The 23385-nt window shown below is 41.5% G+C and carries 17 protein-coding genes, 1 tRNA gene and 4 pseudogenes; 10 read left to right on the forward strand and 12 right to left on the reverse strand.

All coding sequences use genetic code 11. From position 1 onward, the window contains the following. Positions 1 to 37: 37 nt before the first annotated feature. Positions 38 to 2046: pseudogene (gene mnmC, locus C427_RS05595) on the reverse strand (bifunctional tRNA (5-methylaminomethyl-2-thiouridine)(34)-methyltransferase MnmD/FAD-dependent 5-carboxymethylaminomethyl-2-thiouridine(34) oxidoreductase MnmC). Between the two features lie 200 nt (positions 2047 to 2246). Between mnmC and fabB the strand changes: the two are divergent. Continuing rightward, complete coding sequence (fabB, locus tag C427_RS05600) at positions 2247 to 3461, forward strand: beta-ketoacyl-ACP synthase I (RefSeq protein ID WP_007639436.1); 1215 nt, start codon at positions 2247 to 2249, stop codon at positions 3459 to 3461. Between the two features lie 200 nt (positions 3462 to 3661). Then, positions 3662 to 3738 (forward strand) — tRNA-Met (locus C427_RS05605). Here the strand turns inward: C427_RS05605 and C427_RS24625 are convergent. The 6 genes from C427_RS24625 to C427_RS05630 all read right to left on the reverse strand — a co-directional run bounded on the left by C427_RS24625 (position 3717) and on the right by C427_RS05630 (position 8780). Continuing rightward, positions 3717 to 3962, reverse strand: coding sequence for a hypothetical protein (locus C427_RS24625; RefSeq protein WP_148285887.1), 246 nt, complete (start codon positions 3960 to 3962; stop codon positions 3717 to 3719). The two genes, C427_RS05605 and C427_RS24625, sit on opposite strands and share 22 nt — an antisense overlap. A gap of 36 nt (positions 3963 to 3998) precedes the next feature. After that, on the reverse strand, positions 3999 to 4352 hold the full coding sequence (locus C427_RS05610) for a DUF952 domain-containing protein (protein WP_007642315.1): 354 nt from the start codon (positions 4350 to 4352) through the stop codon (positions 3999 to 4001). Between the two features lie 84 nt (positions 4353 to 4436). Beyond that, positions 4437 to 4949, reverse strand: a complete 513-nt coding sequence (locus tag C427_RS05615) for a DUF952 domain-containing protein (RefSeq protein ID WP_007642314.1) — start codon at positions 4947 to 4949, stop codon at positions 4437 to 4439. 468 nt (positions 4950 to 5417) lie between these two features. Then, entirely contained in the window at positions 5418 to 6173 is a 756-nt protein-coding gene (locus tag C427_RS05620) for a DnaJ domain-containing protein (RefSeq protein WP_007642312.1), read from the reverse strand. Between the two features lie 114 nt (positions 6174 to 6287). Next, positions 6288 to 6986, reverse strand: a complete 699-nt coding sequence (locus C427_RS05625) for a hypothetical protein (protein ID WP_007642311.1) — start codon at positions 6984 to 6986, stop codon at positions 6288 to 6290. 621 nt (positions 6987 to 7607) lie between these two features. Further along, positions 7608 to 8780 (reverse strand): DUF418 domain-containing protein, encoded by a 1173-nt coding sequence (locus C427_RS05630; RefSeq protein WP_007642310.1) that lies wholly within the window; start codon positions 8778 to 8780, stop codon positions 7608 to 7610. Between the two features lie 557 nt (positions 8781 to 9337). On the opposite strand from C427_RS05630, the gene C427_RS05635 reads away from it, so the two are divergent. After that, positions 9338 to 10135, forward strand: a complete 798-nt coding sequence (locus C427_RS05635; RefSeq protein ID WP_007642309.1) for an SDR family oxidoreductase — start codon at positions 9338 to 9340, stop codon at positions 10133 to 10135. Between the two features lie 5 nt (positions 10136 to 10140). Here C427_RS05635 and C427_RS26255 read toward each other — a convergent pair whose 3' ends face one another. Beyond that, positions 10141 to 10287, reverse strand: a complete 147-nt coding sequence (locus tag C427_RS26255; RefSeq protein ID WP_007642308.1) for a hypothetical protein — start codon at positions 10285 to 10287, stop codon at positions 10141 to 10143. Between the two features lie 130 nt (positions 10288 to 10417). On the opposite strand from C427_RS26255, the pseudogene C427_RS24630 reads away from it, so the two are divergent. The 4 genes and pseudogenes from C427_RS24630 (at position 10418) to C427_RS05670 (ending at position 16252) form a co-directional block, all read left to right on the forward strand. Next, a pseudogene (locus tag C427_RS24630) lies at positions 10418 to 11443 on the forward strand (IS110 family RNA-guided transposase). A gap of 666 nt (positions 11444 to 12109) precedes the next feature. Then, positions 12110 to 13071 (forward strand): annotated as a pseudogene (locus C427_RS25660) (IS630 family transposase). A gap of 387 nt (positions 13072 to 13458) precedes the next feature. Then, positions 13459 to 15069, forward strand: a complete 1611-nt coding sequence (locus tag C427_RS05665; RefSeq protein WP_015430551.1) for a glycoside hydrolase family 3 protein — start codon at positions 13459 to 13461, stop codon at positions 15067 to 15069. A gap of 299 nt (positions 15070 to 15368) precedes the next feature. Continuing rightward, a pseudogene (locus tag C427_RS05670) lies at positions 15369 to 16252 on the forward strand (IS982 family transposase). A 146-nt stretch (positions 16253 to 16398) separates the two neighbouring features. On the opposite strand, the gene C427_RS05675 reads toward C427_RS05670, so the two are convergent. The 4 genes from C427_RS05675 to C427_RS05690 all read right to left on the reverse strand — a co-directional run bounded on the left by C427_RS05675 (position 16399) and on the right by C427_RS05690 (position 19483). Continuing rightward, on the reverse strand, positions 16399 to 17334 hold the full coding sequence (locus C427_RS05675) for an alpha/beta hydrolase (RefSeq protein WP_007641763.1): 936 nt from the start codon (positions 17332 to 17334) through the stop codon (positions 16399 to 16401). 388 nt (positions 17335 to 17722) lie between these two features. Next, positions 17723 to 17980, reverse strand: a complete 258-nt coding sequence (locus C427_RS27145) for a DUF2293 domain-containing protein (RefSeq protein WP_236613745.1) — start codon at positions 17978 to 17980, stop codon at positions 17723 to 17725. Next, on the reverse strand, positions 17967 to 18413 hold the full coding sequence (locus tag C427_RS27150; RefSeq protein WP_015430553.1) for a hypothetical protein: 447 nt from the start codon (positions 18411 to 18413) through the stop codon (positions 17967 to 17969). Before C427_RS27150 ends, C427_RS27145 begins: the two co-directional genes overlap by 14 nt. A gap of 650 nt (positions 18414 to 19063) precedes the next feature. Next, positions 19064 to 19483 carry a ribosome recycling factor family protein gene (locus C427_RS05690; protein WP_007641767.1) on the reverse strand — a complete coding sequence of 140 codons (420 nt, stop codon included), beginning with the start codon at positions 19481 to 19483 and terminating at the stop codon, positions 19064 to 19066. 467 nt (positions 19484 to 19950) lie between these two features. On the opposite strand from C427_RS05690, the gene C427_RS05695 reads away from it, so the two are divergent. The 3 genes from C427_RS05695 (at position 19951) to C427_RS28735 (ending at position 23369) form a co-directional block, all read left to right on the forward strand. Continuing rightward, the gene (locus tag C427_RS05695; protein ID WP_161601935.1) at positions 19951 to 21390 is read left to right on the forward strand and encodes an SDR family NAD(P)-dependent oxidoreductase; all 1440 of its coding nucleotides are present in this window, start codon (positions 19951 to 19953) and stop codon (positions 21388 to 21390) included. Positions 21391 to 22356: 966 nt separating this feature from the next. Beyond that, the gene (locus C427_RS28125) at positions 22357 to 23124 is read left to right on the forward strand and encodes an AMP-binding protein (protein WP_269079246.1); all 768 of its coding nucleotides are present in this window, start codon (positions 22357 to 22359) and stop codon (positions 23122 to 23124) included. Between the two features lie 44 nt (positions 23125 to 23168). Further along, complete coding sequence (locus tag C427_RS28735) at positions 23169 to 23369, forward strand: AMP-binding protein (protein WP_015430556.1); 201 nt, start codon at positions 23169 to 23171, stop codon at positions 23367 to 23369. The last annotated feature ends 16 nt before the right edge of the window (positions 23370 to 23385 follow it).

Consider the following 23385-nt stretch of genomic DNA (forward strand, 5'->3'; position numbering starts at 1 on the left):
CGCTAAGGGTATATCTTTAATTGAGTGGCTTGTCTTGTCAGCCCTGTCGGCGAATAAGCCCCCTGACTAAAAATCGATTTGGGTTTAAAGCATCCAACAAGTTGCTCGACAGGGGCAACGGCTCATTTAATATCTGACTGACTAATATCTCGGCGCAAAGTGGCGCCGTGGTTAATCCTCTGGAGCCTAAACCACAGAGCATAAATAAATTATTGTGATTAACAGGTTGCGGGTAATGTTTGGCAGGCAAGGCTTTATATAAGTCTTGATATTGTTCAGATTGTATCTTGCTATCGGGTACTGCTCCCACCATAGGTAAATGATCGGGTGTACTGCATCTTATTGCTGCTCGGCCATGTGTTGTGGGCTGAATATCTTTCATCCAGTCACATTTCATCATAGCTTGCTGATGCATAGTGAGATTGGTTTGTTGTTCGGATAATCGATAATCGCGGCTTTTATCATCTTTGACATAAGTTGACCCCATTGCGTGACAACCTTGCCATGCAGGAGTTAAATATCCTTTATGGCATAAAACTGTAGACAAATCAGCCAGCTGGTTTTGACTGTTAATCGCTTCTACTTGGCCTCTGACTAAGCGAAATGGTAGTGCTGACATCTGCTGGAAATCTCCGCTATCACTCCCCGTTGCCATTATCACAATATCGGCGTCAGATTGGCCACCATTTTGCCAATTGAGTCGCCATGCGCCGTTTTCACGCTCTAATGAGGTAAGTTGTTGATTAATAACGATGCTCGAATCGGCTGCTTTGACTAGCCCTGCGACTAACTCTGGCAGATTAATCCATCCTCCTTGTGGTATATATAAACCCGGATAGGGTAACTCTAGGTTGGCAATTTTTGTCGCTTGTTGCGCGTCAATCCAATGTATTAACGCATCTGGCCATGTCTTATTTGCAATTAATTTGCGATAACGACTGGCTACCTTGTCATTAAACGCTATCTGAAAAGTCCCACACCATTGATGGCTATAATGAACACCTTGACTGAGTAACTGGCGATAAAGTTTGCTTGCGTAATTAAAAGACAATGCATGGATTTGACTAGCGTGTCCTGCTTCTGCATTGAGTTGCGGGTAAAACCCACCTTGGGCATTACCCGAAGCGCCTTGGGCTAAGGCATCGTCTTGACAATAAATTGTTGCTCGTAAACCTCTTTTACTCAGTGCGTAGGCACAATTGGCTGCTGCTACCCCTCCACCAATAATGGCAATTTTGGTTTTTTTGTGCAGCGTTGCAGGCATTCGAGCAAAATAGGGTAATCGGCTTAGGTTATCTGCTAATTTATCAATTGTTCCCACCAACATATCTTTTTTTGCGACCATGGGCGGGTTGTTTTTGCACCTTAAACCCGGCTTCTCTTAAGCCTCGTTTGACATGGCCTGCTGCGGTAAAAGTGGCAAAGTGGCATTGATCTTTAGCCAGTAACGCCATGTTTTCAAATAAGCTTTGAGTCCACATATCAGGGTTTTTACTAGGCGAAAAGCCATCAAGAAACCAAGTGTCGATTAGGCCCTGTGGTTTATTTTCAATCTTGGGCAAGACATCATGCACATCACCTAACCACAAGTCCAAAATAACTTGGCCGCCAAGAAAAGTCAGGCGATGACATCCCTCCACGGAAATCGGGTATTGCTCAAGTAAAGGTTGAGAGTATTTTTTCTAACTCAGGAAAAAGCGACAGAGCTTTGGTTAAATCGGCATGACTAATAGGAAATTTTTCGATTGAAATAAAGTGCAGTCTAAATTTTGGCGCGTCGCTTTTTAGATTAAATTCATGTTGATTAAATTCATCAAAGTGCAACATTGTCACCAATACATTAAGCCCAGTGCCAAAGCCTGTTTCTGCTATGACAAACTGTTTTTCTTGCCATTTTCCCCAACGCTGTAGCAGTTTGTTATTTTTAATAAACACGTGAGTCGTTTCATCGAGCCCCTTAGCATCTGAAAAGTAAAGGTCTTCAAACTTTGTGGCATAAGGGGTGCCATTTTCATTGAATCGAATGTGGGCGTTGGCAATAGTCAAATTAAATAAACTCTAGGTAGTCATACATACAAAGCATTGTGTATTATACATTTTAAGGTATTAGTGATTTCACAACAATCACAGTTATCATTTGCAAGGCTTGGATTTTCTATTTAAGCTAACACGTGTACGCTCAAAGCAGACCAGTTGGCTGAGCAAAATCATTAGAATGTGGACAAATTTTTCCTGAAGGGTTAATCATGAGAAGAGCGGTAATCACTGGACTAGGCATAGTATCCAGTATTGGTAACAATAAAGATGAAGTCACAACCTCTTTAAGGGAAGGGCGTTCGGGCATTACTTTTTCTGAAGAATTTGAACAAGCGGGTATGCGCAGTCAGGTTTGGGGTAAAGTGAATCTTGATATTAAAGAGCACATTGATCGTAAAATATTGCGCTTTATGGGCGAAGCGGCAGGTTACGCTTACATCGCAATGCAACAAGCGATTGAAGATTCAGGCTTGACCGATGACTTGGTTTCAAACGTAAGAACGGGCATTATTGCTGGTTCTGGTGGGGCGTCGTCAAAAAACCAAGTTGAAGCTATCGACATTTTGCGTGAAAAAGGCGTAAAACGTATTGGGCCATACATGGTAACCCGTTGTATGGGCAGTACCGTATCAGCTTGTTTGGCTACTCCTTTTAAAATCAAAGGGGTGAACTACTCGATTAGTTCTGCTTGTTCAACCAGCGCCCACTGCATTGGTAATGCGCTAGAGCAAATTCAATTAGGCAAACAAGACATTGTTTTTGCTGGTGGTGGTGAAGAATTACATTACACTTTATCAGCAGAGTTTGACGCTATGGGCGCCATGTCAACTAAGTATAACGACGACCCAACCAAAGCATCTCGTACCTATGATACCGATCGCGATGGATTTGTTGGTGCTGGCGGCGGCGGTATTGTGGTGGTCGAAGAGCTTGAGCATGCCTTAGCTCGCGGTGCCAAAATTTATGCTGAAATTGTGGGTTATGGTGCCACATCAGACGGTGCCGATATGGTTGCTCCTTCTGGTGAAGGTGCGGTACGTTGTATGCAACAAGCCATGCAAGGCCTAGATAAACCGATTGACTATATCAATACTCACGGCACTTCGACCCCAGTGGGCGACGTGAAAGAGCTATGGGCAATTCGCGAAGTCTTTGGTGATAAAACGCCGCCACTAAGTGCAACCAAAGCCATGACAGGTCATGCCCTTGGAGCAGCTGGTGTAAACGAAGCGATTTACAGTATTTTGATGATGGAAAACGATTTTATCGCACCGTCAATCAATATTGAAAACCTAGACGAGCTAGCAAAAGGTATGGACGTAGTCACTGAAACTCGTGAGAGTAAATTAACCACAGTCATGTCCAATAGCTTTGGTTTTGGTGGCACCAACGCCACTTTGGTAATGCAGAAGTACCAGGGATAGTTAAAACCTTAAACATTGGGTTTACCAAGCTTAAAATGATTAACAATACCGCTCACTAAAAAGAGCGGTATTTTTTAATTATTGTTCAGACAATACAGCACAAACATTAGCTATGCTGCTTTTATCAGCAGTTAGCGCTTATTTAGAAAACATAGCTTGCTTAGTCGAACCATAGCGGCTATCTTGCCGCTTGAATCGGACGCGGGATGGAGCAGTCTGGTAGCTCGTCGGGCTCATAACCCGAAGGTCGTAGGTTCAAATCCTGCTCCCGCAACCAACCGATTCTTTAAAAACATCAAAAACACAATCGCCCTTCGGCTCGCTCTTATTATCCGCGAAAGGTCGTAGGTTCAAATCCAGCTCCGCACCAATTCCGATCTTTAAAACATCAAAAACATCAAAAACACAATCGCCCTTCGGCTCGCTCTTATTATCCGCGAAAGGACGTAGGTTTAAATCCTGCTCCCGCAACCAACCGATTCTCCAATTTATTTTTTTCAACAGATATCAAAAGCATCATCGATTTTGTGTTCGCTGTTATAACCCTTGTTCGGGCAGTATCCATTGATTATTTTGGTCTTTAATAAATTGAGTCTTCTGCTCTACCATGGATAAATCTAACCCAATATAATAGTCGGGATTATCACCGATCCATTTTAGGTTTATGTCATCATCACTAAAGGTCACCTTCAACAAAAATAACTTTTTGGCACTCTCACCCTTATAAAGCTCATTGGCGTAGTAATGGATAAGGGACAATTTAGAAAAATGAATGTAGCCTTCTTTGGCAAAGTTCAAAGGTGTATACACATTATCTTTGGTTAAGGTCGCTAATTCTTGTTCGCTTACAATGTGATATAAGGTAGTGCCCGCTAAGCTTGCAGTGCTCAATAAAAAACTTAACAGTACACAGCCTCTCACTAATAGCCGTTTTAGACTTATAATCAAGTTAAAATTCTCCAATAATGTTGCACATCACATATCTTCAATGATGTTAGATACAGATAAAAATGTACCGTCGTCTGCCCTTGATACGGTATGTACTTGCATCACTGCTGATGGGTTAATGCCGCCTAATATATGAGGGAAAAGCTCGCTGTCGGTCCCCGGAAAATCAGGCTGTTTGTCACCTACGGGCTCAGTACCTTCAAATATAGTTTTTACTCCGGTAGCAATCAACGTGTCGACTGACATCCTCAGACATAACCAATCTCCCACCACATCTTTATAAAAATGATTACCGATAATCAGTAAAAAATCTGGGTTAGCCGTGGCGTGAGTGAATTCGTCTTGGCTATAAGTAGGTGGGTAATAAGTGCTCTTGTCAGCCAGAGTTTTTTCCCATAATTCTTTTTGTACAAGATGGAATATATAAGGGTATTTTGTGGTGTACTCGCTCGCTTTATCCTCTTTAGCTGCAAAAGCGGGTGATTGAAATAACATCGTAAAAATTGATATCAATGTACTGATTAAAATGATTTTCTTCATACTTTATAGTTACTCTAATTGCTCAAGGTCTTTAAGCAAAATATATATATAAAAACCTAATGTCAAAGTTTACTTTATGAAGTGTTTGCCATGCTTTTTTTTGGTGCAAATCACTCGTTTAAAAAATGTAAATGCACCAAAAATAATGTTAGAAATGTTATTTTTGACCCTTTATGATGCACAGCGTAAATCTCTAAATGGTTAACTGGGGTCAAAAACTGGGTCGGAGTAAACTTAAATTCCTGAATTAATAGAAGGTAAGTATTTTTGTTTTTAAGCAATGAAGTAGGTCAGTTTTAGACTGTCGTTGAGACGACTCTTTTGCTGCGGTTTGGACATCAAAAATCAAAGACCTGACCTGTGGTTTCAAAAGTCAACAATGACGTCTTAAATACCCTTTGATTACCGAAGCACCGCGTTCACATAAGGGCTAGACAGCACAAATGTGAAAGTATGAGCGGCTGGCGCTTACTTGTCCTTGCTGCTCACCAGTAAATCTTTAGCCTGATTTATTTTTGTTGCCAGATAATTGCTTCCACCCTTATCGGGGTGGAGCTTCAGCATCAGTTTACGGTGAGCGGCAATGATCTCTTCCTCTGTTGCATTATTATCAAGGCCCAGTACTGCATAAGCTTCAATGACAGTCATCTCAGTGTTGTCGCTTTCGCGAGCGTTTTGCCCGCTCTCTTGAGAACCACTCTCTGCATTGGCCGCTTCGCGCCAGTCAGTACCGTATTTACGATCAAGATAGGTGGCCAAAATCTCAGTAGAATCCGGATATTGCTTGCCCGCTAGGATATACAGAGAAATTAAATCTGGCAGCTCAAATTCAGACAGATATTTACCCTCGCTAACAGTGTCCAATAATTCACCATCTATTTCACCACTTTCGTGATCAAGTGTCATTTTGAGTAAACTGGTTTCAACGGTAGAATTCTTAGACGAACCTGCACTCTGTTTAGCTTTCTGGAAAAGGCCTTGAAAAAGCGGAAAGTAACGTAAAAAGGGAAACAATCGCTTAGCAAATACAATTAAACCTGTTCCCAGTGCTGCCAAAATATAAAGCTTTCCAGTGACCGTTAGCAAAATCAGCCCCGCGATAAAAGCCAGCACGCCGGCTTTCGCACCGGCTTTTTTTCTTTGTTCCTGTTTCAGGGTTTGAATATATCCCACTGTGATATAGCCGATGATGACAACCGCTATTAAAGCGACAAATACTAACATAGAGTTTTCACTTATTTGAGTTACCCATTAAGCCGCAAAGCCAATCATGCTTTAATTTACGGTGTGATTATTTTCGTGGAAACAGTTGAATTATTCACGGCTATTTAATCATGATTATTTTAGCTGCTGCAATAACCGGCGTACGTTCGTATCCTTACTCAATAAATGACTTTCCAGGGCAGGTTTACCGCCCGCTGCATATACCGCAACCGCCGATAAGAGCTGACCTAACTGTTTGGCACTGCCTTGATCAAACTGGCAATGTGCGCCGCCACTCAATGTCGCTAGCTGTGAGAATATACTGCCAACCTTTGAATTTTTTCCTTCCTGAAAAATAAATAAAGGTAGGTTTAGTATTCCCAACTGCCCTGCTAATGCGCCAAGTGAATCCGGGTTTTCTTCGACACAATCACCCACAAATACCAGCGCGTTTACTTTACTGGTGCGAGTCTCACGCACTGCATGTGTGAGTACTTTGGCAATCTGGGTTTGTCCAGCTAGGCATCGCACCGAAAGTAAGGCTTGTTTGATGTCATCCGCGCTGCGTGTCCAAGGAAGCGCTGTAAAGTCTCCCATTCCCCGGTAATAACAAAGCTGCACATTCAGTGTACTCACCTTATATGCTTCTACAAACATAGCCGCATGATTTTGACTCGCCATATCCCAGCAGTGCTCACGACTTGCTGTGGCATCCATTGCAAATATTAATCTGCCCTTGTCCACACCAGTGACCAGCGGTGTATTTTTGACTTTACCAAGAAATGCCTGAACATCTTGGGCGCTCGACTTTTTAACAGGGAGCTTTGAGGTCATGTAATTCTCCTGTTTTATTAAACCCAAAGTAAAAATAAATTCAATATTTGGCTAAAGACTTAATAAGCAATGAATAAGATAAAAACACTGATACCACGACATTAATATCACAATATTAATGTCGCCCATAATAAGTACAGTATGTCAGCTCTGTCGGATCTGTTGTTATTAGTATATCAACAGATCTAAAAATACAGAGATTGCTTGAACAAGTGTTGACGTTTTATGGATATGAATAGTTATGGCAAGTGATTTGGAGTTGGTACACCTTGGATTTAATCGGTTATAGCCATCGTCACTTGTGTATGGTGATTTGGTGATTAAATTCTTAATCTGATTTCTGTTTTTCAACGAACCTGACACCGCAGGTTCCAACTAAAACTGGTAAGGTAAAACTGCAGGGTCAACTTAAATTAACATTCTGGGCTATGGGCTATACTTCAATTTCGTTAATTTACATGGATGTAAATAAATGGCTAGATTACTTCGGTCAGCCCGGTAAATGTTCCTCAACATATTATTCTAAGGGGAATAATCGCCAAGCATGCTTCGCCCGCGATTAGGGTCAGGTCTTGAATTTTGTGCAAAATACAAGACCTGACCCTAAGGTGCTGAGGTGCATTACTGACTAGACACATTATTGTCTTGAGTTTTTCCTAGCGCCCTTAATTTTTTATCAACACTTCTGCTATACAGTTTTCGCCAACTTTTTTCCAAAGGACCTTGCTCATATTTGAACAAATAAAGATTGGCAATCACAATTTGGATTACCGTAAAACTTAAGGCAATTAAAAAGTAGTCAATATGAGTGGCTGTTAACCCAAAATCAGGCACAATCCCACGTAATAAAATGGCTATCACCACAGACTGTAAAATATATAGACTAAAAGCCACTTTACCGGTATTGGCCAATAATTGTGAAAATCTGCCGCTGGTTTGACACAGCTTGACAACGACATGTGCGTAAACTAATCCCACAAAAATTGCTGATATACTCGAAAGCAACGGGATCACTTCAGCACTGAGGTTATCAATCAATAACTGAGGAGCAATCAACAAAAGCGTACTAATGATGCTAGAAATAACAATTTTAGTAAAAGTCGAAGACGAAAAACCCTGTGTAAAAAAATCTGTTCGGTAGAGATATACTCCCAAGTACATTAGGCCTAAGGTCTGCCAAAAAATACATAAAGGCGACATTATCAATAAACCAATCGAAAATCCTGCGTTGATCAAAGTCTGAAATCCATAATTACCCTGCCAAAGCTCAATATCTTCTAAATATTGTTCAGTTCCTCTTACAATCAACTCAGTTGGATCGGCAAAGGCCACGAGTAAAAATGCAGATAGTAAAATTAATGCGCTACCAATCACCAAAAATTTATGGGCTTTTTGCAACAAAACGTCTGGATCATGGGATAGACCTTTGATTAATACAAAACCGACCACACTGTATAACATCAGAATATCGCCACCAAAAATCAACACGCCGTGGAAAAATCCAAACAACAGCAACCAGTTCAGTCGAGACTTTAAAAATATAGTGGTATCCATACCTTTGCGTTTACACGAATCGTATTGAATTGCGATACCAGCCCCGAACAGAATACAAAACAACGTTCTAAACCGACCATCAGCAAAAATACTGTAAAACAAAGTCATCAATTTGTCTGACATCAACATAGGATCAAATGGCACATAACCTAGATACATATTGGCGTGAAAGGGAATATTCATAAAGAGAATACCCAAAATAGCGATTCCACGGAGCACATCGATAGAAGTAGAACGCATTAAAAATATCCTTATATTGTAGATTAAGTTGAAGTCTTATTGCGGACTCAGTAACGACTCATGTCAAGTAAGTTATTATCCAACAAGCTTGACTATAAATATACTCTGGAATTAACAATAAATCTTGGGGCAGGGTCAACTTAAGTTAACATTTTGGGATATGGGCTATACTTCAATTCATCAATTTATATGGATGTAAAAACATATATTGTTCCTTGGTAAATTTCTCATTACGACACTCTATTGATAATCTTGAAAAAAGAGATGTTGATGATTATTTAGTAGGCGGCATTGATATTTGTGGAATTGTATATCGACAGCTACATTCTATTTTCGAATACGAAATTATAATGGCAAAAGCCATTAAACGAATAGACATCTATTATTGATTTTAACCCATATATAGACGTAAACAGATGAATGTCACTGATTTATGCCTGTTTAATCAACAACAAGCGTCATTGTTAAAAATACCTATGCAATTAAAATATGGCTACTAAAACTCATCAATAGATTTACCCAGTTAAAAACCTACCCAGACAACGGAGTAAACTCGTATGTACCAACAAAACACACTCGCAGGTAAAGTTGCCTTTATCGCTGGCGGCACTAGCGGCATTAACTTAGGTATCGCCAAAGGCTTGGTAGCGGTTGGGGCCAGCGTAGCGGTATTAGGCAGAAACCTTGAGAAAGCAAAGGCTGCGGCCGATGAGATCATGACTGAGGTTGGTGGCAAGGCAATCGCTTTGTCCGCTGATGTGCGCGACCCAGAGCAGGTAAAAGCGGCGCTGCAAGCGAGCGTGGACCAACTAGGCAAGATTGATATTTTAATCTCTGGCGCAGCTGGCAATTTTCCTGCACCCGCAGTCGCTATTAATCCAAAGGGTTTCAAGACAGTAATCGATATCGACCTAATCGGCACTTATAATGTATTTCATCTGGGCTTTAATTATGTGAATAAGGATGCATCATTAATCGCAATTACTGCACCGCAAGCAATCAACCCCATGCCGTTTCAAGCGCATGTGTGTGCGGCTAAAGCCGGTATCAACATGTTAGTCAAATGTTTGGCTTTGGAATGGGGCCCTGCAGGTTTGCGTGTCAATGGTATTTCCCCGGGGGCAATTGACGGAACCGAAGGCGCAGATCGGCTAGCACCTAAAGGGCCAATTCGTGACGCCATGATTGGCAAAGTTCCATCCCGTCGGATCGGCGTTCTAAAAGATATCGCCGATGCAGCAATCTATCTCGGTTCTGATTTAGGTAAATATGTGAACGGGGCAATTTTGACCGTTGATGGTGGTACCGAGTTAGGTGATGCCAGTTTAGACTGCTTGACCATACCAAGCCGCTAAGCGAGCTAACGCTCTACAGATTGCATGAATGCGGCTATTTTATCGGTCGCATTCTTGCTGTCTTTTAGGTGTGGACCCAATACTTGGAATACAAATTGTAAATAGGCGACCCGTAATAAAACCAAATAGAGAAGAATTAATAATACACCCATGATAACGACCAGCCCCAAAAAATAGTTTTGTGTTTATTAGTATAGATGATGAGATGGACGCTCCCTAATACGGTGTCAATGCGCCAAAATAGTATTTCCAACAAGACTATTTACATAGGGAACTTCCAAGATGAAGCTTAAAACAATTACTATCGATTTAGCAAAGAATGTATTTCAAGTATGCGGGGTGAATGAGCATATAAAACCTCAGTTTAATAAGATGTTAAAGCGCAATGAGTTACTCGACTTTATGCGCCAGCAGTCACCGACTGTGGTGGTCATGGAGGCTTGTTACTCATCTCATTACTGAGGGCGAGAAATAGCGAAATTAGGCCATGATACCAAGCTTATCCCTGCCCAACATGTCACGCCCTTTGTGCGAGGTAACAAGAATGACCACAACGATGCTTTTGCCATAGCAGAGGCCAGCCAACGAGCTCATATCCGCTTTGTGCTGGTGTAGTCTGAGCACCAACAGGAAATATCCTGCTTACATCGTATCCGTGAGCGACTTATCAAAAACAAAACAGCGATGAGTAATCAAGCTAAAGGGCTATTGAGTGAGTTTGGGGTAGTGTTTCCTTGTGGTCACAAAGCCCTGCTAAATGGGTTAACCAGTGTGATAGATAACCCTCAATACAGTCATCGACTACAAGATATGGTGATAGACATGTTGAGCGAATATGACATCACACTTAACCGTCTCAAAAGTATTGAAAAACAGTTAGATTAATTTGTCGATGCAAGTGAAAGCGGAAAAATCCTACGCAGTATTCCTAGTATCGGTGTGATTAATGCTTCTGCGTTGTTAGCCGCCATCGACAAAGGCCAGGCGTTTAACAATCCTAAAGAGTTTGCAGTGTGGTTAGGGCTGACGCCCAAACCACATGCATCGGGTAATATCAGTAAAATGGGCGGCATTACTAAGCGTGGAGACCGTTACTTACGTAAACAATTGATACACGGTGCGATAGCCTTTGTCAGCCGAGCAGCAAAAAGCACAGGCCCATTAGCTTTGTGGGCGTTGAAATTTCGTGCAACCAAACCGTTTAATAAAGTGGCAGTCGCCATGGCTCACCGTTTGGCTCGTTTAATCTGGATATTACTTTCTCGCCAAGAGCACTATCGCGTTACAGCAGCCAACCTGAGCGCATAATATGAAACAGTTTACGTTATCCCAGTTTTGCTTAATTCCGTTGTGGACAAAGGCACCAAGCCTGTGTGGGTGTTGTGGAAGGCAAGACTCGGGATAACACCTTTTTACCAACCCGCTTAGTCAGTATATGATGAAGAAAACGGTCTGCCCTACCACATCAAAGCCAGGCTATGACAAGGATTATTAATCCGTGTGGGTATTTTAAAGGCGATGTGGTACCCGGTACCCGGAACGGAGTTCATCAGAGGCCTGAAATGATAAAACCATTTCAATAAAGAGCCTGAATATATGTCAGAACTAAGCCATTTTTAAGACTGCCTTCAACACAACAGACTAACGGTAAAAGAAGATTAAAACGGTATTTGTGCTGAAAATCAGCACGAAGGTACAGTACTATGTTGACATCACGGGAGCGTCCATATATATCTTTATAATTTGCTTGCCCCACTCTTGAGCGCACCGACGATTATTTACCGCAGCAGCATGTCATGGTGTTAAGCAAACTGTGATTAAAAAATAAAAAACGACAGCGCCAGAGTCTATTTATACCAATACGTCTAAATATGTGATCTAATATGTCTATTGTATAATCACGTTGTAATTCTTTTGAATCATCATACTGAACAGCAATTAAAAGCGCTTTCTAACAAGGTTAAAGAGCATCGAATGCGCATGCGTTTATTAGTCATAGCGCATTTTAAGGCAGGTAAAAATAAAGCTTCCGTAGCCAGAACGTTGAACGTTAGTCGAAGGATGGTTAATGAATGGGTTGCCAACTATTTGAAAGGTGGTATTAGCGCCTTTGAAAGTAAAAAACCATCGGGAAGACCTTCTCTATTGTCCTCCCAGCAAAAAGCCGAGCTACTCGATTACATCGAGAAACAAAGTTAGTCTACGAGTGGCGGGCGTCTAAACGGCGAGATGCTACAAAACTATATTCAACAAACTTTTTCAGTCAACTATCATCAAAACTCGATTTATAAATTACTCAAGTCATTGAACATCACTTGGACGACAAGTCGCTCAAAACATCCTAAGCAATCTGAAGAAGCCCAAAAAAACTTCAAATTGAAACAATCAGATTGATCCCCGGACATATTTCGCTAGATAGAGTCGATTTTTGGTTTCAGGATGAAGCGAGAATAGGCCCGCAGAATACCACCACACGCGCCTATGGTCATTGAAAGGTCGTCGACCTAGAGCCGTTAGGCAGCAGCAATGCATACTTGTTTGGTGCAGTGTGCCCTGCGACAGGTGAAACAGAAGCATTAATAGTACCTCATGTTGATAAATGTATTATGACACAGCACCTAGAACAGATTTCAGCCAAAACAAAACACGGTAGATACGCAGTGGTGATAATGGATGGGGCGGGATGGCATCAAGCTTCATTAGTCGAAGGGTTTAAAAATGTGAATATCATTAAATTGCCCCCGTACTCCCCAGAGCTAAACCCAATAGAACAAGTATGGAGTTGGCTACGCCAGCATCATTTGGCTAATCGCTGTTTCAGCGGCTATGAGGATATTGTTGATGCCTGCACGCTCGCTTGGAATGACTTTGTAAGCGATACATTACGCGTGACAAAAATGTGCTCACGGGACTGGCTTAAAGTGGGGAAAACCTAATGCGGATTGGTATTAAACGCACAACCCATTCATTATTATTAAGATGGCTAGGTGACTGGTAAGTGCAACCATTTTAATTCACGATATTTTAAAAACCTTTTTGATTGTGTAAACTTACACACAGAAAAAATCAATCTGTGAACTACTTTTTATGACCCCACTTAAGTTTAAAACCCTTCTTTATGCATGTCTTTGCTTGATATTGATTCAGGCCTGTACGATGCAAAAAACAACAGAGTCTATGCCAACCAATATGGTTGACGTACAGTGTATTCGGCGTAGCGCTAAATTCGATATCTGCGCATACGATAGTAAAGAACCTATAATCAACGCTTTCTTAAAAGAGATGACTCTACATGACAAAATTGGCCAAATGACGCAGTCATTTTGGCACAACAGTGTTTCACCCCGAGATTATTCACACATAGAACCATTGCCCTCAATTATTCATACACAAGGGAAGCCACGCCAGGCCCTAAAATCAGTGATTGGGTAACAACGTTTGATACTTTTCAAACTCATGCTTTAAAAACTCGGCTTGGTATTCCACTACTCATTGCGGTTGATGCTGTTCATGGTCAAAATACCTTTGAAGGCGCAACTATCTTTCCTCACAATATCGGAATGGGTGCCACTCGCAATTACGATTTAATCCGCCGCGCTGCTGAAATCACTGCAATTGAAACCGCTGGAACCGGCTTCAATTGGACGTTTTCGCCAGTTATTGCCATGCCAGAACATGAGCACTGGGGGCGTGTTTACGAGGGATTTTCTGAAGATGCAAATGTCACCACCAAAGCGCTTATTGCTTCTATACAGGGCCATCAAGGTACTAATTTAGGTCAGCGCCATACCATAGCGGCGACGGCCAAACATTACTTAGGTGATGGAGCAACGACTGGCGGAAAAGAAGGCGGAAACGCTATTATCAGTGAGCAAGCATTAAAAGACAGATATTTACCTCCGTATCAAGCGGCGGTAGACGAAGGAATTGCTTCAATAATGGTGGGATTTAACTCAGTAAACGGCACCAACATGCATCAACATCAACATTTGGTGCAAGACGTATTAAAAGGTCAGCTTGGTTTTGATGGGGTAGTGGTAACTGATTGGTTAGGTGGAACTCGCTGGGGAGAACCTTTTACGGTCATTAATGCGGGTATTGATATTGCGATGCAACCCTCTAACCACGACGAGTTTATGGCAAAACTTAAAGCAACAGTCATTGATGGCACCGTTAGCATGAAACGGATCAATGATGCGGTAACACGGATATTGGGGTTAAAATTGGATCTCGGTTTATTTAAAGACCCTTTCGTAAAAAAGGAGTTTTCAGCATTAGTTGGCTCTACTGTGCATCGTGAAGTGGCCAGACAGGCAGTGCGAGAATCCCTTGTTTTACTGAAATCTGAAGCAAACGCATTACCCCTTAAATCTACAGACAAAATAGCGGTTGTGGGTGAGCATGCTAACAACAGTGGTTTGCAAAGTGGTGGTTGGTCTATTCATTGGCAAGGCCAAAAGCACGGTTATGCTAGTGCAACAACAATATTAGACGGTATCCATGGGTTTGTTCCCGATGCACAGTATCAGCCAATGGGATGCACAGCAGACATGCAGGCCAGTAAAGTCATTGCCGTAGTAGGTGAATTACCTTATGCAGAATTTATGGGCGATTCAACCAACCTGAATTTAACTCAAACCCAACGAAATATGATTACACGATGCAAGACGTTTGGGAAACAGGTTATCGTCGTGTTGATTTCAGGGCGAGCAATGACAGTTACCGACACTATTAAGCAAAGTGATGCGTTTATTGCAGCATGGTTACCAGGCTCTGAAGGCGCAGGGGTAGCTGATTTTTTGTTTGGTGCTAATGGCTTTACCCCCGTTGGAAAGTTGCCAACATCATGGCCTAATCTTTATGAAGATTTACCTTTGGCACAAGATGCAGAAAATGCATTGTATCCATTTGGATTTGGTTTGAATAAGTATTAACAACACACTGGTGTGAGTGGCTTAGAGCATAATCCCTATATCAGCTATTAAAAAGAGGGGCTTTTCAATCCCCTCTAGGACTGCATGCTGCTGAGTCTCCACCTCCTTATCTTTTCATTTTATTTTTGAAAGAGTCGTCAATTTCAGTAGGTGTAGCAACATTTTATTAATAAACCTTTTGGGCAGGTTCATTTAAAAATAGAATTACCTTACCTGAATCTGGTTTAAGAATTGAAATAAATGCCTGTTCCAAGATCCGATCTGTCGAGTAAAAGAGATGAATGTAAAAAGGAACAGGCATGAGTAGATTAGTTGAGTTGTTTTGTGATGTCGATGATTTTTGCAAAGTATTTATACCTTAATAGCGTAAACAACTGCTTGAAGACGGTACGCAAAAACGTCAAAGAGAAGGGCAAATGACCACCAGTGAAATTATGACGATTGTCGTCAGTTTTCATATGTCACATTACCGTAATTTCAAAAACTATTATCTTGGGTATGTATCTCTTGTCTACAAAAATGCGTTTCCAAATTTATTGAGTTACACACAATTTATAAAGGTCATGCCTAGAGTTATTGTGCCCATGTGTGCCTACTTCACATCACTTAAAGGAAAGCCATCAGGACATGAATTCATTGACTCTACAAGCATCAAGGTGTGTCATAACATCCGAATACCTAGACATAAAACCTTCGACGGTATCGCTCAACGAGGTAAAGGTACTATGGGTTGGTTTTATGGCTTCAAGCTCCACTTAGTCGTCAATCATCACGGTGAAATTGTTGCTGCGAAAGTCACAACCGGCAATGTGCATGACACTCAACCCGTACGTGAATTAGCAGAAGGCTTGACTGATAAATTGTATGGAGACAAAGGCTATTTGAGTAAAGCTTTGGAAGCGGATTTATTAGACAAAGGTGTAAGTCTCATCACAACCGTTCGCAAAAATATGAAAGCAAAAGCTATATCGTTGTGGGATAGAGCCATGCTTTCAAGGCGCTATATAATTCAAACAATAAACGACCAACTTAAGAATATTTCTTATATCGAACACTCAGGCATCGGAGTATGAACGGCTTTATGCTGAATTTACTCGCGGGATTGGTCGCTTATTGTTTAAAAGAAAATAAGCCAAGCCTCAATTTAACTGACGTAGAGCTGAACTCTATGATTATCGCTTAAGCAGATCTCAGGTTACTTATCGTTATTGGTATTAGTGTTAAACACCCTGGGTCTTCTATCACTCTCTTCAAGGATGGTTGTCTTATTTATTTCCACGCAAACTGGCGGGAAGCTATTCTTTAAATTGACTACGCCCCTGCTATTCCCTACAACTCACTCCATTGCATAAAACTAACCACCGCGTGATACAGCCTAAATCTTGCACTCTCTAACAAGGCAGCATGATCCGCATTTGATAAAATGACCCATTGCTTGTCCTGAGTAGCCAGTTTTTTAAAAAACAGCGCATCCGCATCCAGGTTGGCGAGAGGATCGAACTCTGCCTGCAAGAGTAGGGTTGGAACAAGAATGTTGGCAGCATCGAGTTGGTTCCATTGGCTCAGCCGATTCCAATCGGCGCGAACCGGATCAGCCTCGAGTGCGGCTTTAACATAGGCATCGATCGCCTCTTTTGAAATGGTGCCAGGCACAATGAAATCTTCAGCTGCAGCCTCGGCCGTGGTTGGTTTTTTGTGCGGTATTTGGTCTATCAGGCTGTCTTCAAATGTCATCTCTGTATCAATTGGAAATCCGTATAGAACTAGATTTTTCACTTTATCAGGATGCTTTTGTGCCGTTAGCATCGCGACTAAGGAGCCGTTAGACCAACCGAAGACTGTTGTACCTTTGAGTGCTTTGTGGCGTCCATCAATATAATCCAACACCATCGAGGTATCTTTAGCGGCTCGCTCAGGAGTATTCCAGCCACTTTTATCCCTGGGTGTTTTGCCGTATCCACGTAAATCAATTGCGTAAACGGCCATGCCTTTTTTCACTAATGCATTCATCATTGACAAGTCTTCTTGTGCCGTGACCAGATCAAAATCCGGCAGGGCACTCCAGGTACGGCCATGAATTAATAGGATTGCTGCCGTTGGATTTTCAGCGCTTCGACTATACAAGGTGAGTTTATGTCCATCATCCATGGTGACCAGTTGTTCAACCAGCGGCGCTGCATGAACCTGTAACTGCAATATGAAAAGAGCAATTACAACAGTAAAAAAGCGTGTAAAAATCACAGTTGTTAGTTTTTTATTAGGCATGAGATGTGGCTTTTTATTATATTTTTAGTACGGGCACAATAGTGGCCATTTTTATGGAAGTCCAGTAATAGCTAATTAAGTGATGCATCCATTGGGATACAGTTCAAAATTGAGTCCTTTGTTACAGTTGCTATATAAGCTGAGTTTTTTATGAATTTGAGCAAGAGTTAACAGCAAGAATTAACAGGGCAGGCATGATAATTCGGAGCTGTTTAAATTCGGTAACTATCGGGGTCAAGTTAACTATCGGGGTCAGAACAAAGTTAAATCAATATACAGCACAGCCATCATAGTGGTTGTTTACAAAAGAATGGATTCCGGCTAAAAAGCACACCGGAATGACGTACAGAGAAAAACGGCCTGCGTGATAACAGCGCTTGAACCCATTCTATTTTGCATGCAAAGCCTTATAAAGCGGGCAAACCTTAAAATCGACATCATCTCCACTGCGGTATTTTACTAAAATTCGTTCGGATTGACGCGCTATCTGTCGCCTTAGTTCGCGCCTTGCGCCTTTAACCCGCGCAACAGGTGTTGAATCATAAGCACTGGTTTGATGTCGCATCCAGGCCATGACCGCCAAGGCCGCCTTATCATTCAAGGTTACCGATGAGCTACGGGCTACTGTACCGCTACCAACGGGCACCGCGTGTTCTTTTACCAGCTTTTGACCATTGGCTCAACCCAAACAGTGGAGTTTTTTTGGTCGAAAGTTTAGAAAATTGAATGATCTCTTGTTGGAAAGTCTTCGCCCGAAGACCGTTTCCTTTTCTTCGCGGCGAACTTTGACCTGGGCTAATTTCTTTTGATGTTTGGGATCGGCTCGTTGCGCTTCCGACAAGTGTTATCGCTTCTTCAATCTGTTCTTTTGCAGCCCAAACACCGTGAGAAAATGCCTTGCGGCCTTTTTTTTCCTGAACTGTCCAAGTCGGCCCTAGGGATTTCAACTTGCGTGTAACCGAGGCATCTCCAGCAGGTAAATTTTCCCAACCTGTGGGCACTGAATAAACCTTGCCCGTTTTATTTTTAAGGCTACTATCGGACTTAGTGATTAAAAAGCTGCGTGTTTCTGTAGGCATTCATTACTTCCATTCAGTTCTTCGATTTAATACTTCGATTCTATTCTTCGATGATATTTCGGTTCAATATTTCATTGATTAATTGCCACCAAAAATAGCCACATCAGGCGCTTCTTCCAGAGATTTGAAGATGACTGAGCTTCACTCTGTAAACGTTGAAATACTTTGTTGCGGATTGTACTGGGTATTTGAAATCAGCGAAATATAAAAGGGGGCAGATTCAAATTAAGCCATTAACCAGATAACCATAATAACGAGCAGCCCAAAAAATAGTTTTTCGATTTATTACAATGGGTATCTTTATAATTTCAATCTACCCAAATGAGTAAAGGCCGTTAATGATGCGATTTGCCGTAGCACTGTTATCACTTAGAAAATAGATGTATACCCAAGTGACCTCAAGATGCAGAGTTCAGCGGGAATTCAAATCGTCAAATACAAGGCAAAGGTATTGCGGCATAGCGTTTCTATGTCCTATACCTTTAACGCAGTAGTTGGGGATTTGAAACCCGCCCGAAGGGAGCTTAGGCAGAAACCCAGTGCCGCGTTACAACATTTGAAAAGGGGATGCCATTCCCTACATGTTGCGCCTTGCACTGAATTCCTGCCTAAGCTCTGAACCGGCATCTTGAGGTCACTTGGGTATATCTTTACCAGCCTTCAGCCTCAAAGCGAGCAACTCTTGCCTCTGCCTCGGTGCAATGGGTGAGTAATACCAATTTTGATAACGTGATACTTGGGATTTGCGTGATCAATCGAATCAACTTTGCTTCCAAAGTTTCTAATTTATCAGCATGTCCCAATAAAGCAGTTTCAATCTTCTTGATAAGGTAATGAAACTCACCATCACCTTGTTTATTTAACTTTTGTGAAATCATTTGATGAGCTTTTAGCTGTAAGGCGTAAGTTTGAACCTTTATCGCATCACCCGTTACATTCCAATTTCTTGAGCGACGTACTCGTTTTAATTCGCACTCATACTGTAATGCAATTGCTTTAGCTTGTTTAGCCGTTTCGCCCCCGACTCGGTGAATGAGAGAAGGAAGCGCAATAATAATATCTTCATTCATGACGGTGAGTGCGCAAATTTAATGTGGCTTTATGGCTAACTATTAAATCATTAAGTTAGATATTTCCCCACTTATTTCTTATTTTGGTATTCAACGAATAAATCAAAAGAACGAGTGCTATTAAACATCGAGGCATCTAAGTGCTCTGTAGATAAAAGAAGATTAATGAAAATAAGAGGGGCAGATCTACACTGACAGTTAAACCTAATTGAATCTCTTCAACTAAGTCTTTCTTTTGCCAAGAAAGCCAAAAGTCTCAGTGCTTGGCGTGCTAGAACATATTATTTAACGGGGTAACAACCGGCAAGTGATCTTCGTTGGTGATGTTAATATGAAAGCCTATGACCCTTTTATCTAATTTTGATCTCACCTTTCTTAGACGCCGCAAATCATTTAACCCATAGCTGAACTAAAATACTCTTCGCCGCGTATTTTTTTACAAATATATGTTAACGATGGAAGGTAATATGAGCAAGGTTATTACCCTAGATAAAACTATTGAAGTGACACGCAAGCTCCATGAGGCATTTGCTTACGTGAGTGAATTCTCACGTATTGAGCAATGGGATCCCGCTGTAGCTTCGGCCTCGAAGCTAACTACTGGGAAACCCGGCATTGGCAGCCGTTATCAGATCGATATGAAAGCAGGCTTTAGTCTGTACTATGAAATTATTGAATTTGAAGTGAATAAGCGCCTGTTAATGACGGTCGATTCAACACTATTTACAGCCATAGAAGAAATTGTATTTACCACTACTGATACCGGCACCAAGGTGCGTTATATCGCAAACTTTAACTTCCCAGCGCCCATAGCGATTATTAGTCGATTAAATCCTGCAGTAATGAATTGGGTTGGCAACACTGCACTTGAAGGTTTAAGAAAAGCGTTAGAAGACAATTTTACTACTCCCAAGGCATCAAACGTTCTGGCAGCCGCCGACAAGCTAATACTGCCAGGTGTCTGGCGTTTTACTCGCTTGGGTTATACAAGTTCTCGTAAGCGCTGGAATGCGCTGTCAGCATATATGTATGATCGCCATGTTGTCATAACAGGAGCAACTTCGGGTATTGGTTTGGCAGCTGCGAAACAATTGGCTGAACTTGGCGCAGAGTTAACATTGGTAGTTCGTGATAAAAACAAAGCGCAACAAGTTGTACGTGAACTAATAGAGCAAACTGGTAATACTCGAATCAATATAGAGCTTGCCGATATGTCGCTAATGAAAGATGTACATGCGTTGGCAGACCGTCTGCTTAAAGCAGGTAATCAGGTTGATATATTAATTAATAATGCCGGCGCTTTGTTTAACCCTCGTAAACAAACTACTGAGGGTTTAGAGCAGAGCTTTGCCTTGTTGCTACTTGGGCCTTATATCCTTACAGAACGATTGCATTCATTATTGGCAAAGTCTGAGTCAGCAAGAGTCGTCAACGTACTGTCGGGCGGAATGTACTCGCAAAAGATTCAGGTTAACGACTTACAAAGCCAACGCGGTGAATACTCAGGCTCTACTGCATATGCAAGAGCAAAACGTGGCTTAATGATCTTGACTGAAGAATGGGCTAAGCGCTGGCAAGGTGATGATATAAGCGTCAATGCAATGCATCCTGGCTGGGTAGACACGCCTGGGGTTGTCAATGCCTTGCCAGAGTTTTATCGAGTGACTAAGTGTTTTCTGCGTAATCCTGAGCAAGGAGCGGATACTATTACTTGGCTAGCTGCTGCTAAAGAAGCGAGTAAAGTCTCTGGTAAATTTTGGCTAGATCGAGAGCAGCACCCTAGTCATCTTTCAAAACGTACAGTTGAAACTGCCGCTCAGAGAAAGCAGTTGCTAGTGGCGCTGGAAAAATTAGAAAAAACAACTGCGACGACTAAACCCAAACAACGAAAAAAAGCCACAAGTTAAAAACTGTTCAGCTATCTGAGTTGGCTCGGTATATAAAAGGGGCAGAGCCATATAAGGACCTGCGGGGTCAGGTTCGTTTAAAGCTGTTAAATTGTATTAATGGAACTATGATTTAGACTTTACGTACCAAAAATAATGTAAAGGAATATAAAATGGCTTGCTTATCTCGACTGTCCATAGCTGGTTGGCCGAAACACATAAATCAACGAAGCAATAATCGCTAAGCCTGCTTTTTGTTTAGCAGGATTACGAAGTTTATTTAGATAAACTCAAAGATGTTGCTAATAAATATAATTTTTCCATCCATGCACTTGTTCTAATGACACACGGTGTTCACTAATTAGTGACTGCTACTTCGACGGATGGCTTCAGTTAAGTCATGCAAAACTTAGGAAAATGCTACGTAAGGTACATCAATCAAACATATCAACGAACGGGTACATTATGGGAAAGTCGTTTCGAATCGATCTTAGTAGACACTGAACGTTGTCTTTTAATACTTTATCGCTACATTGAGTTGAACCCCGTTAGAGCTAGAATGGTTGAACATCTGGCTGCGTATCTATGGTCAAATTATCAGAGTCTTTCTCTCTTACTTCTATCCGAGAATACAATCCAAACCTTTCGCGATGCCAAAAATAAGGTATGGGCAATAGATGATGAGCCGTTTATTGAACAGGTTTCCAATACCTTATTCAGAAGAGCCAAGCCATCACGATAAGGCGGTGATAGAAGAGCCAAGGTGTTTAATACACCAAAAATCAAATGATTTTATTTTTCAACAAACCTGATCCCGCAGGTATCAAAAAAATAAATAAGTAGGGACTGATGTCTCTTGTTTTGATAATGTAAAGGGAAAATAGGACAAGATGTGACAAATTTAACTCCTTAATCTAGTTTCTCAAAACTAGCGCAACAACCCCCGATAAACCTTATTTACATCAGCCAATAAATCGTCAGCTTAAGATATTTACATGGAATGATGTCGATCTTAGTGCAAGAAAGATAGCTTGTTCGTTGCTGAAAATGGGCTTATCAAAAGGTGATAGAGTCGGCATATTATCCAAAAACTGTGCAGAGTGGTTTATTGCTGATCTTGCCATTATGATGGCCGGAATGATTTCTGTGCCTATATACTTCACGGCAAATAGAGAGACCATTCAATATATTATTGAGGAAAGCGATTCTAAAGTCGTTTTTGTCGGCAAGTTGGACGGATTAGTCGAAGCACAGGAAGGGATTGCACAACATATCCCTAGAATTATTTTTCCTTATCCGAGTGTTTCTGGGCAATACTCCTGGCAGGCATTGCTTGATAACGAACCCTTAGGGGAGATTCATACCGCAGACTCGGAAGACACGATGACGCTTGCTTATACCTCTGGGAGTACTGGAAAACCAAAAGGGGTAGTGACCACTTACCAAAACATTGGCGCAGCAGCCTTGACGACTGCGGCTCGGTTGAAAGCCACTGCCGATGACCATGTTATGTCCTATCTTCCTTTAGCACACATTACTGAACGTTCGGTTATCGAAACCCTTTCTTTTTATTTAGGTTGCTCGGTATTCTTTGTTGAAAACTTAGCCACTTTTATTGATGATGTTAAGGTCGCTCAACCAAATATGTTTGGTTCAGTTCCCCGTCTATGGTCTAAATTCCAGGGCGAAATTTTAAATAAAATGCCAGATAAAAAACTTCAATTCTTATTAAAATTCCAATCATTAACCAATTAGTAGCAAAAAAAATTCGGACATCGTTAGGGTTGAATAACGCGCGTATGTTTCTCTCGGGTACCGCGCCTATTTCTCCTGGGATACTTCAATGGTACAAGGGAATAGGTATTTCTATTTCAGAAGCTTGGGGAATGACCGAAACTTCAGGAATGTCTTGCGTTAATTATCCCTATCAAACTGATGCTCTCGGAAGTATTGGAAAATCAGTTACCTGTGTGGAAATGAAAATTGCCGACTCACAATAAATATTAGTTCGTGGGC

This window comes from Paraglaciecola psychrophila 170, assembly GCF_000347635.1.
Classification (GTDB): Bacteria; Pseudomonadota; Gammaproteobacteria; order Enterobacterales; family Alteromonadaceae; genus Paraglaciecola; species Paraglaciecola psychrophila.

Bases quoted from the DNA above. Each gene is read 5' to 3' on its own strand.
- fabB (WP_007639436.1), top strand. From the start codon at position 2,247: ATGAGAAGAGCGGTAATCACTGGACTAGGCATAGTATCCAGTATTGGT.
- C427_RS05615 (WP_007642314.1), bottom strand. From the start codon at position 4,949: ATGAAGAAAATCATTTTAATCAGTACATTGATATCAATTTTTACGATG.
- C427_RS05620 (WP_007642312.1), bottom strand. From the start codon at position 6,173: ATGTTAGTATTTGTCGCTTTAATAGCGGTTGTCATCATCGGCTATATC.
- C427_RS05625 (WP_007642311.1), bottom strand. From the start codon at position 6,986: ATGACCTCAAAGCTCCCTGTTAAAAAGTCGAGCGCCCAAGATGTTCAG.
- C427_RS05630 (WP_007642310.1), bottom strand. From the start codon at position 8,780: ATGCGTTCTACTTCTATCGATGTGCTCCGTGGAATCGCTATTTTGGGT.
- C427_RS05635 (WP_007642309.1), top strand. From the start codon at position 9,338: ATGTACCAACAAAACACACTCGCAGGTAAAGTTGCCTTTATCGCTGGC.
- C427_RS26255 (WP_007642308.1), bottom strand. From the start codon at position 10,287: ATGGGTGTATTATTAATTCTTCTCTATTTGGTTTTATTACGGGTCGCC.
- C427_RS05675 (WP_007641763.1), bottom strand. From the start codon at position 17,334: ATGCCTAATAAAAAACTAACAACTGTGATTTTTACACGCTTTTTTACT.
- C427_RS27150 (WP_015430553.1), bottom strand. From the start codon at position 18,413: ATGCCTACAGAAACACGCAGCTTTTTAATCACTAAGTCCGATAGTAGC.
- C427_RS05690 (WP_007641767.1), bottom strand. From the start codon at position 19,483: ATGAATGAAGATATTATTATTGCGCTTCCTTCTCTCATTCACCGAGTC.
- C427_RS05695 (WP_161601935.1), top strand. From the start codon at position 19,951: ATGAGCAAGGTTATTACCCTAGATAAAACTATTGAAGTGACACGCAAG.
- C427_RS28735 (WP_015430556.1), top strand. From the start codon at position 23,169: ATGTTTCTCTCGGGTACCGCGCCTATTTCTCCTGGGATACTTCAATGG.